The sequence below is a fragment of the Bradyrhizobium guangxiense genome, from assembly GCF_004114915.1.
Taxonomy (GTDB): Bacteria; Pseudomonadota; Alphaproteobacteria; order Rhizobiales; family Xanthobacteraceae; genus Bradyrhizobium; species Bradyrhizobium guangxiense.
Genome location: NZ_CP022220.1, coordinates 773,086 through 788,662 on the forward strand (window position 1 = coordinate 773,086; position 15,577 = coordinate 788,662).

Below are 15,577 nucleotides of genomic sequence, written 5' to 3' on the forward strand. Positions count from 1 at the left end.
GTAGATTGCGCGACCGTCAACACAAGCCTTCGTCCATGGATCGAGATGAAGCGTCGGCAGATAGAACAGCCGGCGTTCCAGTTCGATGTCCTCTGATGCGGTACTTCCGGCTGCGCTCATGGCACCCCTCAACGTAACCTAATTTTTTGCGAGCAGCGTCAGCTATTTCCCGGAAGGGTATTGCTGCGGCAAGATCGCCAAGAAAGTGCCAGATCCCGAGCTGTCGTTCCAGGAAAGCGGACTTGAGGATGTCAACCATCTGGTTCGGCTGCACCCGTCCTCGGAGCTTGGGTTGCGTCTATGGACTTCTGGCCTGGGCTGCCATTCTTAATGCCGCCCGACCCGCGGGCGCGTCTCACCGCGCCCCAAATACAACCCTCCGCGGACGCACACGCCTGAAGGGGCGGTCGGCTCGGCGAGCCACGGTGAGGAGCAGCCGAATAGTCGCCACTGGTCTGCTGATCTTTCACCGGGAAAATACGGGACCGACGGCATTCATCTCCTGCTGAAATGGCCAAGATTCTGGAGAGGGTAAGATCAAACCGGAAATCAAACGGAATATTTACGCTTCGCCGAAGTGGTCCGGTAACGCATAGAAACTATACTGCCGCTTGTCCGAGTGGCAGGTTGGAATGAACGAGATCGCAGTAACATTAGCTTCCGTCGACGCCTGCGTGAACGGGCGACGGACGCGATCGATCAGATTCCCCCCGGACATCGAACGGCAATTTGAAGCCGACATGCACGACAAGCGGTGTAAGCGCTTGACGATCGGACTGCTCGTTTCGGCTCCCCTCTATAACCTTTTTCTGCTCGGAGATTGGCTGCTGGTCCCGGACGTCGTGCGGCTGGCCATGTGGGTACATTTCTCAATAGTGACTCCGTGGATGCTATTGGTCGCCTGGCTCGTATCGCGCAAACCGAGGCCCTTCGTACGGGAGCTCCTAGCAGCCAGTGTTCCGCTACTCATCATCTTGCAGATCGACCTCGGTTTTGCCCTGACGGCGAGCGAGAGCGCTGCGCACTACCAGTACGTGGTGATTCCAACTTTGCTCTACACCAATGTCTCACTGCACAGACTCGAATTCCGCTTCGCTCGTGTCGTGACTGCCGCGATCCTGTTGCTTCACACCGCGTTCGTCATATCCGCAAGCTACATCTCCGCCCCGATAGCGGTGACCATCATCGTTCAGCTCCTCATCTGCGGTTACATCACTCTGATCGCAAACTATACAATGGAGCGCGATCTCCGTAGAGCCTACCTCTATTCGCTGAGAGATCGGCTCAGGCACGCCGATGCGGACGCCGCTTCACGCCGCGATCCATTGACGGGGTTAGCAAACCGGCTGCATCTTGATGATGAACTGTCGCGAGTTTGGTCTCGCCCCGAGTGCCGAGCATCGCCCGTTTCAGCTGTCATGATCGATATCGACCATTTCAAGCACTTGAACGATCGCTACGGACATGCTGCAGGCGACCTCTGCCTGAAACGAGTCGCCGCCATACTTCAGGCAGAGATACGAAGGACGGGTGACCTCGTCGCCCGATATGGAGGCGAAGAATTCCTGATAATCCTGCCGGATATGGCGATGATGGATGCCGTGCGGCTGGCCGAACGCATTCGCCGATCGATCGAAATTGCTGCGATCCCCAATGAAGGCCGGAGCCTCTTAGGCATCGTCACCGCCAGTTTTGGCGTCGCAGCTTGTTCGCCGTCGGATTTGTCTCCTCTGGAATTAATTGCTGCGGCCGATCACGCCCTGTATGCCGCCAAAGGCAAAGGACGTAATCAGGTCTGGCCTCCACTTGTGGCCGACGCCACCGTTCGCTCGTTGACTGAACCATTGACGTTTATGGCGTCGTCCTCAGAAGCAGCACGAGGGGTTTGATTTTCCTGCTTGGGCAAACCCGTGGGAAGCTGCGTAAGCCAGGGACATACGCTAAGCTCTCGATTGCTTCCGTGCCTCCCCCGATCCGGGCTGGGGTAGCCGATCTCGCGTCGAGTCTGATCCACTTGAGCAGTCATATTCAGATTCCAGGATCTGAAAAAGCGATACTCGCTCGCTGCACGGCAGAGACTTGGCTACGGCTCTGCTTTGCCAAATGAACCTGCGTATAACTGTTCAATCCTCTCGACTTCCTCTTGGGTCAGCGCCGCGAACTCATTGGCTCGTGCGCGGTTTGATAGCTTACCTTGATTTTGCCGAAGAAAGCCGAAGAGGTTATTCAGCGTCCTCTCGGGCATATCGACTAAACGCTCGACGCCGGCGCAGAACGTGTCGAACCCTTGAAGAACTCTGGCTTCATTCGGAAGATCTTTCTCAGTTCAGCTCTCGACCGAGCAGCCACTCATACAGGAACCAGATGCGACGCCTGTAAAGACCGGTCAGCTTCTGTTTGACCAGCTCGACGATTTCGCCTTCGGCCACAGCAAGAAAAAGCCGCTTCAGGACGGCAAGATCCACGCCCTCGTATTTCAGCGCAATGTTAGATGCGCCTCAAGGGAAGCTTCTGGGGCGTGCCGAGGTGTGTAAAGGCGCCAGCCATCCTGCTCTAGGATACGATGCTTGGTCCCGATCGCCGAGAGCGTCCGTGGAATTGGAGCGGAGAGGTGATAAGCGTCGATGAGGGCGGCATAGCCGGCCGGAGCACCGGCTTCGGGCAAACGCCGGTCATGAAAAATCGTCCCTGCTCCTGAAAACTGTGCGCTCAACGACATATTCCCGAAAGTTCAGCGGCATTAGAGGAGGCGGACGTCGCCGATCTTACGAGATGAGATTCTTCAAGGCCGGATAGCTCGCGCCGAACACGAAACCGTCCACGCTGCGGGAATCGAAGGCGAGCAACCAGAGACCTTGGGCTTCATTGCCTGAGAACCTGAGAATTTCAAAGGTGCAAAAGCTGCGCCGTTTGGCCCGGGATTTCAACCTCTTGGATTGATGCGGCACCTCCGGGCACCTTAGGCAGGCCCATCGCTGGTGAGATCCGTCTTTCAAAGGTCGAGCACAATCGAGCTAGCGGACCGGAACGGCAATGGGCGGCGCAATCCGCGCTCGAGCCTCATTGTAGACCTCAATGATGCCTGGCATGGCTACGGTTACAGCAACGCCGAACGGAACTTGCTCGTCTATCTTGCTGCCTCTGTCAGGCTCGCGTTGAATGATCAGCTCGATTTCAGAATCGACTGTCAGAGCCGGCGCCTTGTCGCCCAGCCAGCGCCGAGAGAAAACGGTCCCCTTGCTTGCCTGATTGACATCAGGCTGCGTCTTGGATGGCTGCACGCGGAACTGATCGATCTCATCTGAACTCGCCAAAAGCGAAAGCTTCACTGAGCGATACGATTGTCGACCGGGATGCACGGGCGTGAACCATGCAAGCGTTGCGGTCACCGAGTGGGGGAGAGATTGGCCGCTCATGCAAGCCGGTAACGGAACAACAACCGAACGTCTTGTCTCCTGCGCCAGCGTTCCGACGGCCCAAAACGTCGCCCTGTCGGAAGCGCAATAAATTGCATCGTCCGGACTAACAACGCCGTAGCCTAAGAAGCGCCGGATATTATCCTTCTGCCTGACGAATTGCTTTGCATCAGCTGGACCTAGCACGCTCTTGATGAGCTCGGCGCTATCTTGCGGCCACGAGGCTGTATGCACTAACAGCGCCTTGAGAAGCGCGGCGCGCTGATGGTGGGGCAGGGACAGAAAGTCCTGCCCGTACGTGTCTTCCAAAGCGTCATGAATTCTGTGAGCCGTCCTGGAGGCCAGAGCTGCCGCAGCACTTGTGCCGGAAGTGTAATGCTCCCAATTGCTGCTGCCCTCGCGCGGCGGAGCTGCAACCTTGAGCCCATGCGGTCGAGCAGGTCCACTTGGCCTTACAGCAAGCGCCGTTCCACTGGCCACCATGGTTAAATGCTCACGAGAGCCAGGCATCAAAATATCCGGTTTGACGCCGTTTGCAAATCCTGGACCCAATCCGCTGGATGGATTGGTGATGATCATCGGATGATACGGATCGACCCTGCCTCTAGCGCTACGGCGATCGGCTGCGCTAACGGCGTCGATATTGGCGGAGCCTACCGTGATCCCGTTCACTGTTTCCGACGGTGAAAGCAGCCGGCGAGAAGTGATCAATCGCGACAGCGCGGACAACGTATGTCTGGCCCGATCGGGCTGGTCCGTCGCTTCATAAGCAGCCATGGTGGGGATGGATGCTATCTCGAATGAGCCGGCGTGATTGCCGGCACTCACGCAGAACAGAATTCCATATCGATGGGCCAATCTGTCGACCAACCTCGCCCAGGGCGACAGCCGCCCATGAAATGGCTTTCGGACATTGCCGAGCGAAAGATTGACGATCACAACTGACGGAGCGCTCGGATCGTCGTTGCGCCGCATCGAGACCACAGCTTGATAAACCAGGTCGACAATCAGCCGGTCCTCAGGAAATTGATCAGCAGCCCCCAAGAGCGGTATGCAATGGATGCGGCGCGCCAGCGGCGGCTCATTGGTGTTTCGGTCGCCATGCACGATCAGAGAAGCCATAGCTGTGCCGTGAGCCCTTTCAGCCACGACGGCTGCGCCCTCTAAATCGAATTGATCGTCGACATTCATTCGATCACGAAGCAGAGGGTGCTGGGAAACGGGCACGCCATCCAATAAGGCCAAAATTGGTTGGCCTTCAGAAGGAAGCGGTCCCAGTCCGCCTTGGAGCTGACTGGCGTCTTCGACTTGCACCGGCGCAACAATACTCTGTGGCCGAATGTGCATGACCGGGTCCATGCCGCTCAACCCGGTCGCGGAGCGCTCGGTAATTTGCCGGATCGCGGCAACTGGCAGGTTAGCCAAAAGGGCATGATAGGCGATGTCCGGGATCCGGCACTGCGTCACAAGAGTGCCACCGACCGCCCTAATCTCGCTGATGACTCCTTGTTGGTTCGAAGCCGCCATGTCCTCCGACGATCGAAACACAAGCTCGATCTCAACGGGGAGAATTTCCTCATCTCCCATGAGCTCGATCTCGTGCGCAAGGATCTCTCGATCACCATCTTGAACACGATCTCCCGGCCCCCATACTCTGATGTCACGGAGCGTCGCAAAGACATCCCGCCAGGGTGCGAACCCCTCCCCAATTGCTTGCCCGGATACCCATCTCTTCCAGAGCGACAGGATGTTCTGCAAAGCCGTGACATCTGGCACAAGAAGATAGGCCTCAGGCGACTTGTCCTTCTCATCGCCCTCCAGCTCCTCTTCATCGATGAGCTCCAGACCAGGCACTCTTCGGATCGCATTCGCAAAATTCGCAACTGCCCCCCGAACCTCAAAAACCAGCAGCCGCTCTGGCGCCAGCGCGGACGGGTCTGATCGCAAAGTTAAGCCGCTTGGGTCTCGACCCAAGACTTGTTCGAGGCGACGGAAGCGGGGGCCAAATGCTGCATTCTGTGCAGCAGCCGTGAATTTAGCCGGCCTGGGGATCGGTTGCGGCCTGCCTTTTGGTCTTGCCGCCTGATTGCCTGGCGTCAGTCGCAGCAGAGGCTTCGTTGGATCGGCCGCCATGCAGGTTCTCTGGCTTTACTCTCGATGACCAAAATTCGAGTTCAGTCTTGACCGCAGAATCGATCGAGATCTCACCAAGACCAAGAATTTGTCGCCGTCGAACGTTCTGACAGAAATCAAGCACTTCAGCATAGGAGGTTGCGTCAATCTTTTGCGCGAGTTCAAAAGCCGACAGCGAAGGGCGCTCGGGCCAGCCCATATAAATTCGTTCTATGAAATGTGCGATTTCCGCAACTTGCGGAGCGGGAAATGCAATCTTTATCTGAAAACGTCTCCATACGGCTCGATCAAGCAATTCAGCATGATTCGTAGCCGCTATTGTTACCACGTAACTGGGAAGTTTATCGATCTGCATCAAGAGAAACGAAACAACGCGCTTGATTTCGCCCGTTTCGTGATCATCTCCACGCTCTTTTCCAATCGCATCGAACTCGTCGAAAAACAAAACGCAAGGTTGGGTTCGCGCATAGTCGAATAGCGCGCGAAGACGCGCGTTTGTTTCGCCTAGATAGCTTCCTACGAGCGCGTCGTACCGCACCACGAAAAACGGCAGAGAAAGGCCCTCTGCAATCGCTTCTGCAAAGGAAGTTTTGCCGTTGCCTGGAGGACCAGACAGGAGAACCCGATGCCGCGGCTCATATCCGCTTGCCCGCAGCACGTCTGCCCGCACATGCTCCTCGATCAGCTGCATCCCTTCGGCGCGCGCAGGCAAGGGTAAAACCAGCTCATCGAGAGATATGCGTGGCGTAACTTCTAAAATCGTGTCGCGCCCAGCAGCTTGCGGAGACCGCTGAGAGGCAACCAGACTTGGCGGCGTCACAGCTATCGTCTGCAGCGCTCGCTCAAGCCGATCGGCCAGCGCGTGATGACTCTTTGCGCGCTCATCAGCCACAATCGCTTCGACCGCCGAGCGCATCATTGGCCGATCGCCGGTCACACCGGCGCGCACGAGAGATATGAGTAAGTCGCTCTTGGCCATGACAGACAGCCTATTACAGGATTGCGCGCCCACGCTGCTAGAAATGGTCCCAGCTTGTGAACAACTCGCCGATAACCAAGGTTCCTTGCCGGGGTCGCTCGGCGAGCCTATCCGGCGGGGATTAACATATTGAAAAGCTGCAACAAATAAGACTTCTCGTCCGCCGTCATGACTGGTCGAGTCTGTTCTGCCTGCTCAAGCATTCCCCGTCATCCTGTTGACTGCCTGCCTCTGACAAAACTAGCCAGCCTTCATAGCTAGCGCCGACCGAAAGTCCGGCAGAGCCTTCGAGCACTCGCCTCGCGCGCTTTGGCGCTTTATGCCCATCCGAGAGGGGTCGTCAGGGGATTGTTCACTTTTTGTTCAATGCCGTCAAGTCGCAGTCCAATACCGGCGTTCGACCTGTTCCGGAGCGAGAATCGTGAGCAAATGGATCAAGCCCACCGGGGGCGCCGATGCTCGTATCCGTGCATAGTCGAGCTGCTGCAAGCAATGGATGACCCTAATCCCTAAAAGGCGTTGGAATCGCATGCGCTGAACTTTCTCGCGTCGATGCAAATATTCACGGCCGCCGAGCAAAGTAGCCCCCTATCGAAAGTCATGGTCCCGATTGACCTAAGCCGCAACACTTCCGCTCGCGGAGATCAGCAAATCCGCTGGAATATGGAAACGTTCGCGCAGACGCTTCACCATCGTCATGCTCAATTCGCGCTTGCCGGACATGACCTCACTGACGCGACTAGCAGTGCCCAGAAGCGGCACAAGATCAGCGCGCGTCAAACCATGTTGTTCCACCAGATAGGTTAGCAAATCGGGCAACGGCGGCGCTTTGCGCGGCCAGCGTGCGCGTTCATAAGCCTCGATAAGGCGAGCCTGAGCTACCATACGCGCTCGATCGGCAGCCTCGTTAGATTGCATCAGCTTGCCGACAAGCGCCTTGGCCGCCTCATGATCGGCCTGGTTCTGGATAATTATCAATGTTGCCTTCATCACACCGTCTCCGCGTCCACCTTGTCACAGTCTTCATGACTGCCGAAAAAGCGGATCATCAACACGCCATCACGATATTGAACCATGGCGATCAGGCGGTAGTCATTGGCCTTGATGTTGAACACCACGCGTCCGCCTTTCAGGATGCTTGCCTTGGGATGCGATCGCTTCACCTGTTGCGGCGTCCGCCAGTCCGAAGCCTCAGCAATTGCCAGCCATGCCCTGTATTGAGCGCGCGCTGCATCGATGCCCCGATGACCAGAGCGTTCGGCAAAATAGCGCTCACCAAGGTCCGTGCCGACCACCAGCATGAAGGGATACTACCGTCGATTTCCCAAAAATGGAAGAGGGGAATTTCCATTTTTGGGAAACGCATGCCGCCCGCCGACAGTAAGATAGTCTTGCCACTCGGGGCTAATTCACGATCCGATCGGCTCGCACTTTCGCGGCGAAGCCGAAGCCCGCCGCGAACGCTTCTAGGCACGCCCCGCGGTTGATAAATCAAAATCGCATTTCGAACTCAGAATGACGCGGTCAATTGCGACTGGACAATTTTGTGCGTTAGAAGCAAAAGAATCGTCTCGCCGCAGATGCTCTCAAGACTTCCGCTAGGGAAGATTGGGCGGCTGACCAATTCGCTCCAGATCGGCGAGACACTTGTCCAGGTTGCTTTTGGCGTCCTGCAGGAACCTGCTCGTTTCGGCAAGCCGCCTGAGATCAGGCTTGACCGGTCCCTCGCTCACAGCGCTCAGCTGGTGGCAAACAGTTGCAAGATCACCCGAGATGTCTTCGAGGACGAAGGCGAGGTTTTCCAGCGGCACGAGCTCCGAAAAGAAAGACTTCAAGGCGCTTTCGTCCTGGCCAGAGGGACCTTCGAATCTGACTTCGACCAGTGGCACCAACACCTCGCGGTTGTCGCGCCCGACCCTTCCCATGCTCATGATGAGCGAGCTGAACGTCGTCGAAACAAAGGTCAACCGATCGAGCAGGGTGTTTCCATACAATACTAGCGATTCCGATTCGCCTTGCGCCTGCTCCGTTGTCGAAGCCCCGAGATCCTCATTCGACATGCTCGGAGTCCTCTCCTGCGCTCAAGTGCAGCATACCCGAAGGGAACGAGACGGGCTTTGGACTGTTCACCGCCTCAATCGATGTGGAGGCGCCGTGACCTTCGGCTTTCTTCACCTGCACGACCGTCCCCGACGAGCCATGATACGAGCTCTTCGTTCGCGCCTTCATATAGCCGGGAGCTGTCGGTGCCGGCGGATGAAGCAGGTAGTCCTCCATCACCTGACGGACGCCAAGCGGGTCACGCATCACTAGTCCCGCCGCATGCAACGTAGGATGCATCGGGCTCGGCAAATCAAACAGGCTGCGAAGAACGACATTTTCTTCAGCCGTGAGGGCAGGGTGGGTTCTGAGACCCATTTTCCTGCGCATAAGCTGCGCCAATTGGCCAGCGCCCCTTGCTGTGGGCCCTTCGTGCCTTTCAAGCGCCATAAGGCCATCGCGCGTCAGCGCGAAATGAGCAAACTTTCCAGCCGCCGTTCGTTCCACAAAACGCGCATTGGTCATCAGGCGAAGAATGCGGCTGAGATTGGCATCCTTCAGATCCAGTTTCTTAGCAATGACCGTCTTCTCCAGCTGACGCGACGGTGCATCCCGCAACAACCGAAGTATCTCGACGACATGCTGACGGTGCATGACCTCGCTTGGACGAGCAACCTTGGCGGTGTTGATCGACATCTGCAGAAGATCGTAAAACGCTCTGAAGCGCTCGGCATAGGCGGCATTCTTCGGCGCGAGCGAGGCGCTCACCCGACGCAGAATATCAAACCATTCCCGCAGCTCCGGATCGCGGCGCCGGCTCTCCAGAGAATTCCAGAGCCAAGCCCCAAGTGTTGCGTAAATACGCTCCAGGCTGCTTTCGGATCCCTCTTTAAGGAATTCCGAAATGACGCTCCGCGCCTCAGTCGCGGTGGCCTCGCCGCTCTCTATCTTTTCCAATGCTACGTCCGACATGGCCATACCCTACGTCACAACCCTTAAGATCATTTTACAACGCTTTACTCTGATTTTAGTCTCTGAATCTAGGGTGTCACCGGCCCCATTTGTAGGCAGTCCAAACGGTCTTTTGACCGAGTTCCCGGGCGGAAACAGCGTTCGGCTCTTTGAGGAGGGGTAATATAGTACCAAGCCGGCCATCCCCGTAGCGGTTGTGGGTGGGATGTTGCACGACAAAACTTCGCGTGCCGAACTTCACTTCCACCTGGCTCGCAGTCGTCTGGTGGCCCTGCATGGTGCGGTCGTTCCCCATCGAGGGGACCAGCATCACATCGACATCCAGGTCCCTGAAGGGCGTGTCGCAGACGTCACAGAAGTCGAGGCAAATTGCGACGCCAATCAGGGCGCCTTCAGTCGCAAGCACGCACATCCGCTCGCCAGCAGTTATGTTTTCGATCCCCCAGTCGTCATCGGCGTAAGGGGCGATCTTGTCGTAGACGAGCCGCTCCTCGCCATAACCGTCATAAATCCGGGCCCGATTCACAATCTCCTTGCCTGCCACCTCGTGCCACGTTCCCGGAATGACGATCTCCGGAGGCTCCAGCGGGTCGGCCACATCTCGCTCGCGGATGAACTTGACGATCTTTTCTCGCAGTCCTGGTGGTACCGTGAGCTCGGGCCAGACGATTGCGATGCAGTTCTCCTGCAACGCGTTCGCCATCTGAAGCAAGACCGCGTTCCCCGCCGCCGGCGCATCGACGCCGCTGACGATGAAACGCTTGTCCCCGTCTACCGTTGCGAACTCCGCCTCAAGCTTGAGCGCCTCGAAAAGGCAGGCGCCCATTTTCCAATTCGTGGGGTCTTGAGCGGCACTATGCAAGGTACGGCTATCGACCACCTCGACGGCATAGCCGTCAATGAAGGTGGGCAGGATCCGATGAAATAGCAGGCCTCGCTTTGAATAGGCTTGGCTCCGCCGGGCAGGGCGGCCGGCGCTCACGCCCTGTCGCGGAATGAACCAGCATCCGAGCGCCTCCAGGCGCCACTCGCCCGATGCAATCGGCCATTGCGACCGCCGCTCGAGCAGCACGCGGTCGATGGCCCGGATGAGACCTCCAAGCGACACAGCAACCTGCTCGGGGGTCTCCTCGGAAACGGACCAAAGGAGGCGGCCTTCTCCGACGCTGTCACCGAAACTCCGGGCAGATTCTTCAAGACGCCGCTCCGAAAGATTGCGGTAAGCCTTGTACACGCTCGGCGGCGCCTTGCGGAACAACTTGTCGAGCTCGATCAGAGCCTTCCTCAGTTCGTCCCTTCTGGCATGCGTCATCGAGGCCTGTGATTGAGCAAGCTCACCAGCTGCCTTCTTCCACTTGCCGAACTCCGTTGTCTTCAGGCGGCTGTCCGCAGGCCCAGGCAAACGACTCGTCCAAACGACTTCGCCAATATGTGCCATTGATAGGCGTACGGTTCGCTATTTGCAATCGGCCCGACTGTGACTTACGCGCGTCTCATCATCTAGCTGCGGGCGCAGTTGCTCTGAATGTCAGAACGCGCAGAAACTCTGCATCGAATTATACGATGGCAACGAAAAGCTGCATATGGCTTCCGATACTCTTGACGAAGCACGAGCAAAGCATTTCAATCTGGGCGGGAGATCCGCGCGCGAGCGACGCGAAGCGGACAGGGGGCACAATCGATGTGGAAGATCAGCCGGGCCGCGGCTTGCCTTGGCGCCTGCTTTGCGATGGGCGGATGCCCCAGCCTGTACTATGTGCACGATCCGCAGACTGGCGTGATCACAGCCGGCGAACTGCCATATTTTCTCAAATCGATCCGGTGCGAGGTCGTCACCTTTTATCAGATCGAGCGCGAAAGGCGGAAGCACTACCTCAAGATCTACAAGACCAGGCCGGAAGAGGCGTTCGACCGCTTCGCCCATTTCGACATCGACCCGTTCCTATACGGCACCTTCTTCCTGGAACTGAAAGTAACCGATACCGGCGGTGTCGGGTCCGGCACCGCCTTCGACTATAAGCGCGTTCTAAGTGCCACCACCGCCGAAGTGACCCATGTCGGCCCCACGGCTTCGGCGCAGGACACCTACGACCTGATCTGGTCATTTCTCTTGAAACAGAATGCCGAGCTTGCGTCTGATACCTTGCCGCTGGCATCTAGCCCGGCAACATATGAGCGCGGCTGCTACCGGGGAACGCCGACCGAGCTCCTCGAGCTCGAAGCTCTCGCCGAAAACAAATATCCGGAACGGGCCGCTTTCAAGCGCATCACCGTCGATGCCTCCAAGCCATTGGCGGCCTGGCTGCGCGACAATGCAATTTTGATCGCCGCCAACAACCTGACGCCGGCTATGCCATCGGAAATAGCTGAGCCAGCGCAGATGACCTATACTTTTTCGATCCAAGTGACCGGAGGCATCGAGGCCAAATACTCCCTTACATCGGCGCGCTGGACACCGGCCGCCATCCAAGCCTCCGCATCTGCGCAGCAATTCAGCAATCTCGGTATCTACATCAATGGGCCGAATGCCGTCTTGGCCAACGGAGCAAAGTCTGGCTCGGCCAGCTATGCAGCCAAACAGCCGGCGCTCGGATCAAAGGACAATCCGATTTACACGACACCAATCCCGGGAGGGGAAAAGTCGCAGGAGTTGCCGGAGAGCGGGGGGGCCGCAGCCCGCCGGCCAAGGGCTGGTGGTGGCCCGCGGACGAACGGCTTTATCTTCGCGCCGGTGCCAGTCTTCCCGCCATCTCCAACGCCTACTCAATAAAACATGACTCGTTACTGCCTGCTCGGATTGCTGGTTCTTCTCGTGCTCCTCCCCTGCAGCAGCGCGAAGGCTCAGCCTGCGCTTCCCTCAGGGGTGTCGGAGATGGAGCTCTTCGGAACTGTGATCCGCAGCTCCAAATGGGACGTGAAGGAAATCCCGGTCTGCTGGGAAAACCTCAATCCTCATGACCAGAAATATGCAGAACTCGTCCGAAAAGCCGTGGCCGAGACCTGGGAAAGCGCAGCACAAGGAGGCGTTTGGTTCGCCAAGACCTGGCCTGCCTGTAAAGAGGGCGCAGCCGGCGTCCATGTGCGCATCGCCGACGAGGGCGCGCACACCGACGTCGTCGGCAAGTATCTCGATGGCAAGTCTTCGGGCATGACCTTGAATTTCAGCTCCAATCATTGGAGTAAAGGATGCATCAATAAGCGCGAATTCTGCATTCGTGCGGTCGCTGTCCACGAATTCGGGCACGCGCTCGGCTTTACTCACGAGCAGAACCGCGACGATGCTCCGGAACAGTGCCGCAACGAGAAATTTTCAGGATCGGTCGGCGACTACAAAGTCACTAAATACGACCCCAATTCCATCATGAACTATTGTAATCCAGCATGGAACGGAAGCGGACAACTCAGCCCACTCGATATCGCAGCCGTCAGAACGTTTTATCCGTCCTGACCCTCGCCTTGCTCTTTGTCATCTCCGGGCAGGCGCTAGCCGATCGCGCCGCGGTGCAGATCGCCGCGCGCTATAACGTCAGGACTGTTCATGTCCAGTTTGTCGGCGTTATGTACAACGGCAAGCAGGAAGTCGGAGGCGGCTCCGGCCTTCTGATCGGCGACAACCTCGTGCTCACCAACAGCCATGTGGTCGGACGCGAGGAAAACTACAAGAGCTTTGAGGTCGATGCTCGCCTTGGCTCGCGCAACGCAAACCCAATCAAAGTCAGCGCGATTCACCGCGACGACGCCAACGATCTTGCCCTTCTCGAGTTGGCCCAGCCGGCCAGCAACAGCGGCGGAGCATCGCGCTGCCCAATGCCGGTCATCAATGAAAGCCAGCAGGCCCCAATGGGAACCCAACTCTATCTGCTCGGCTATCCCCTCGACCTGGATCTGAGCATATCGAGCGGCCTGATCAGCAATCAAACCAGCCCAAATGGGCGCTGGCAAACCGATACTGTCATGAACGTCGGCAACAGCGGAGGTCCCGCGTTCAACGAGTTCGGCGCGCTCCTCGGTATCGCTGTCGGCGGCATCGTCAAATGGAACGATGCCCAGGTCAACGGAGTGAATTTCATCATTCCTGCCACGGTCATAGCCGCGAGTCCGCTCTACAAGCTGATTGCGGCTATCCCCCAACCATCCGTCTGCTGGACCAAATGGGTCGACACTACAATCTCATTCGAGAACTGGAGCAAGCTCAACTCGACCCATGTGCAGACGCAAGCCAATCAGGGCGTGAAAATTCCCGAGATCCTGGCCGGCGCGCTTCACACGTTGCTTCCAGAAGACCGGCGGCTCATCGTCAATGTTCCGCTATCGCAACTCGTCGAGCTCAAGCAGATCGAGCGCTCATACACCGTCGACAAGACCAAGGATGATCATCCCGTCGTGTTTGCCGAGCATTCGGCCGACTACGCCGAGACGTTCCCAGCCGAGCCGGGCTACCGTATCACCGGCTGCTCCTGGCATGTCGAGACGGCAAACGGAGCCGGCAACATTGCTTGCGCCATCAACGATGGCGGTGCAGAGGCGCGCTTCACCTACAAGCTGACCAGTGGACCCGCCGTCGATCGGTACCGTGGATGGCTCGGTGCTACCGTCAATCTATCTCAAGTTCTTGCGAAGTAAGGAGGAGGGGCCATGGTCGTCTCGACATTGCGAGCCGATTCTTCAAATGCGCTGCACTGGCTCTCGTCGTTCCGGCAGCTCCGCGCGGCTTTAATTGCTCTGGTCTGCATGTTTGTCGTCGGCTGCGCTCATCAAGCACCTATCTCGAGACCGTCAAAGCCCCAAGCCCAAAACACGCATCAGCACCACGGGCGTGCATTGACAGGATATCACCATCATGCCGCAAGGTATTACGGCCCGAGGTATTATGGTCCGAGACGCCATGATTATGGCTATCATCGCCCCACAACGGGTGAGGCAAGTGAGGAAGCACCTCCCGAGAAACCGACGCCAACTGGCGCCGAGGCTCCCAACAAGCCCGCCATCAAGGGCTTGGTGCCCGTTTATTTTGCGACCAACCGCGAGGTGATGGGAGGCCCGAATCTGCAGCTGAAACAGATCACCTATGATCGTTCGGCCACGAATACCTATGGCTGCGTGACTGTGAGCATACCGATCGTTCACAAGATGGGCGAAGTCGAAACGCCAAAGACATATCTGTACGGCATTTGGACAGAGGCCGAGCAGGACGGAAAGCACTTTCGAATCCAGACTCTATCGAAGCTCTCACGAGAGGAGTTTGCCTCCGCGATCGCCAATCCTGCCGACAGCCTGATGCTGTTCGTCCATGGCTACAATGTTCCTTTCTCGGATGCAGCGTTCAAGGCCGCTCAGATTGCCTTCGATGCAAATTACAAGGGCCGCGTCATGATTTATTCCTGGCCCTCGAAAGGCGGGTTGGCGGATTACGATTACGACCGCGAAAGTGCTTTGCATGCCACCGATGGATTGTTCGATCTTCTCAAGCTCATCAAGACGGAGGGGAACGTTTCGCGGATCATCCTGATCGCACACAGCCTTGGCAGCGAAGTGGTATTGGGCGCCTTGCAGCAGGCAGCGCTGAGCCAAACAGCGCTTGGCATTACCGAGCTGATTTTCGCAGCACCCGACGTCGACCGTGACCTCTATCTGGAGCGGGCTAACCAGATCAAAGCGGCCGCGGGTGCGGTGACCGTGTACGCCTCGTCAACTGATCTGGCTCTGCTCGCCTCGATGAAGAAGGCGCAGTCGAAATCGCGAATGGGCTATGTGACTAAGAGCGGTCCAACTCTCGTCTCGGGCATCGAGACGATCGATGTCTCTGCGGTCGGAAGCGAAATGTTCGCGCTCAATCATAGTACCTATTCAACGAGCCGGGCGGTCCTCGACGATATCGGCCGGATCATCTCCTCATCTAGCCACCTCAAGCCACCGCAGCGGACCCCAACTTTGCGCTCGATGCCTAACGAGCTCAACGCGACCTATTGGATGTATCCTTACTAGTCATCTGGAACGCAAGTTCATCACATTAGTTGATGGCTCGAATCTTTGTAGA

Annotated in this window: 12 protein-coding genes and 1 pseudogene; 5 read left to right on the top strand and 8 right to left on the bottom strand. The window is 57.4% G+C overall.

The features are described 5' to 3' along the window. The first annotated feature begins 632 nt into the window (after positions 1 to 632). Positions 633 to 1,889, top strand: coding sequence for a GGDEF domain-containing protein (locus X268_RS38165; protein WP_128929965.1), 1,257 nt, complete (start codon positions 633 to 635; stop codon positions 1,887 to 1,889). Between the two features lie 435 nt (positions 1,890 to 2,324). Here X268_RS38165 and X268_RS38170 read toward each other — a convergent pair. The 8 genes and pseudogenes from X268_RS38170 to X268_RS38205 all read right to left on the bottom strand — a co-directional run. Beyond that, a pseudogene (locus tag X268_RS38170) lies at positions 2,325 to 2,719 on the bottom strand (Fic family protein); the annotation flags it as partial. Between the two features lie 295 nt (positions 2,720 to 3,014). Further along, on the bottom strand, positions 3,015 to 5,549 hold the full coding sequence (locus X268_RS38175; protein ID WP_128929966.1) for a S8 family serine peptidase: 2,535 nt from the start codon (positions 5,547 to 5,549) through the stop codon (positions 3,015 to 3,017). Then, a complete protein-coding gene (locus X268_RS38180; protein ID WP_128929967.1) occupies positions 5,452 to 6,528 on the bottom strand; it encodes an AAA family ATPase in 1,077 nt (358 codons plus the stop codon). Before X268_RS38180 ends, X268_RS38175 begins: the two co-directional genes overlap by 98 nt. Before the next feature lie 615 nt (positions 6,529 to 7,143). Further along, positions 7,144 to 7,518 carry a helix-turn-helix domain-containing protein gene (locus X268_RS38185; protein ID WP_074274398.1) on the bottom strand — a complete coding sequence of 125 codons (375 nt, stop codon included), beginning with the start codon at positions 7,516 to 7,518 and terminating at the stop codon, positions 7,144 to 7,146. Further along, positions 7,518 to 7,829: a type II toxin-antitoxin system HigB family toxin gene (locus tag X268_RS38190; protein WP_128929968.1), complete on the bottom strand. Its 312-nt coding sequence runs from the start codon at positions 7,827 to 7,829 to the stop codon at positions 7,518 to 7,520. Before X268_RS38190 ends, X268_RS38185 begins: the two co-directional genes overlap by 1 nt. A 297-nt stretch (positions 7,830 to 8,126) precedes the next feature. Beyond that, positions 8,127 to 8,588 carry a hypothetical protein gene (locus X268_RS38195; protein WP_128929969.1) on the bottom strand — a complete coding sequence of 154 codons (462 nt, stop codon included), beginning with the start codon at positions 8,586 to 8,588 and terminating at the stop codon, positions 8,127 to 8,129. Then, positions 8,578 to 9,540 (bottom strand): helix-turn-helix domain-containing protein, encoded by a 963-nt coding sequence (locus X268_RS38200; protein ID WP_128929970.1) that lies wholly within the window; start codon positions 9,538 to 9,540, stop codon positions 8,578 to 8,580. Before X268_RS38200 ends, X268_RS38195 begins: the two co-directional genes overlap by 11 nt. A gap of 76 nt (positions 9,541 to 9,616) precedes the next feature. Next, positions 9,617 to 10,942: a carbon-nitrogen hydrolase family protein gene (locus X268_RS38205; RefSeq protein ID WP_128929971.1), complete on the bottom strand. Its 1,326-nt coding sequence runs from the start codon at positions 10,940 to 10,942 to the stop codon at positions 9,617 to 9,619. A gap of 279 nt (positions 10,943 to 11,221) precedes the next feature. Between X268_RS38205 and X268_RS38210 the strand changes: the two genes are divergently transcribed. The 4 genes from X268_RS38210 (at position 11,222) to X268_RS38230 (ending at position 15,525) form a co-directional block, all read left to right on the top strand. Continuing rightward, positions 11,222 to 12,310: a hypothetical protein gene (locus X268_RS38210; RefSeq protein WP_128929972.1), complete on the top strand. Its 1,089-nt coding sequence runs from the start codon at positions 11,222 to 11,224 to the stop codon at positions 12,308 to 12,310. A gap of 102 nt (positions 12,311 to 12,412) precedes the next feature. Further along, a complete protein-coding gene (locus X268_RS38215; protein WP_232995544.1) occupies positions 12,413 to 12,988 on the top strand; it encodes a matrixin family metalloprotease in 576 nt (191 codons plus the stop codon). Between the two features lie 8 nt (positions 12,989 to 12,996). After that, entirely contained in the window at positions 12,997 to 14,163 is a 1,167-nt protein-coding gene (locus tag X268_RS40500) for a S1 family peptidase (protein WP_232995545.1), read from the top strand. Between the two features lie 12 nt (positions 14,164 to 14,175). Next, the gene (locus X268_RS38230) at positions 14,176 to 15,525 is read left to right on the top strand and encodes an alpha/beta hydrolase (protein WP_128929974.1); all 1,350 of its coding nucleotides are present in this window, start codon (positions 14,176 to 14,178) and stop codon (positions 15,523 to 15,525) included. Positions 15,526 to 15,577: the final 52 nt, after the last annotated feature.

Coding starts and splice junctions, on each gene's coding strand:
- X268_RS38190 (WP_128929968.1), bottom strand. CDS start 7,829: ATGCTGGTGGTCGGCACGGACCTTGGTGAGCGCTATTTTGCCGAACGC.
- X268_RS38215 (WP_232995544.1), top strand. CDS start 12,413: ATGGAGCTCTTCGGAACTGTGATCCGCAGCTCCAAATGGGACGTGAAG.
- X268_RS38200 (WP_128929970.1), bottom strand. CDS start 9,540: ATGTCGGACGTAGCATTGGAAAAGATAGAGAGCGGCGAGGCCACCGCG.
- X268_RS38185 (WP_074274398.1), bottom strand. CDS start 7,518: ATGAAGGCAACATTGATAATTATCCAGAACCAGGCCGATCATGAGGCG.
- X268_RS38180 (WP_128929967.1), bottom strand. CDS start 6,528: ATGGCCAAGAGCGACTTACTCATATCTCTCGTGCGCGCCGGTGTGACC.
- X268_RS38230 (WP_128929974.1), top strand. CDS start 14,176: ATGGTCGTCTCGACATTGCGAGCCGATTCTTCAAATGCGCTGCACTGG.
- X268_RS38210 (WP_128929972.1), top strand. CDS start 11,222: ATGTGGAAGATCAGCCGGGCCGCGGCTTGCCTTGGCGCCTGCTTTGCG.
- X268_RS38165 (WP_128929965.1), top strand. CDS start 633: ATGAACGAGATCGCAGTAACATTAGCTTCCGTCGACGCCTGCGTGAAC.
- X268_RS38195 (WP_128929969.1), bottom strand. CDS start 8,588: ATGTCGAATGAGGATCTCGGGGCTTCGACAACGGAGCAGGCGCAAGGC.
- X268_RS38175 (WP_128929966.1), bottom strand. CDS start 5,549: ATGGCGGCCGATCCAACGAAGCCTCTGCTGCGACTGACGCCAGGCAAT.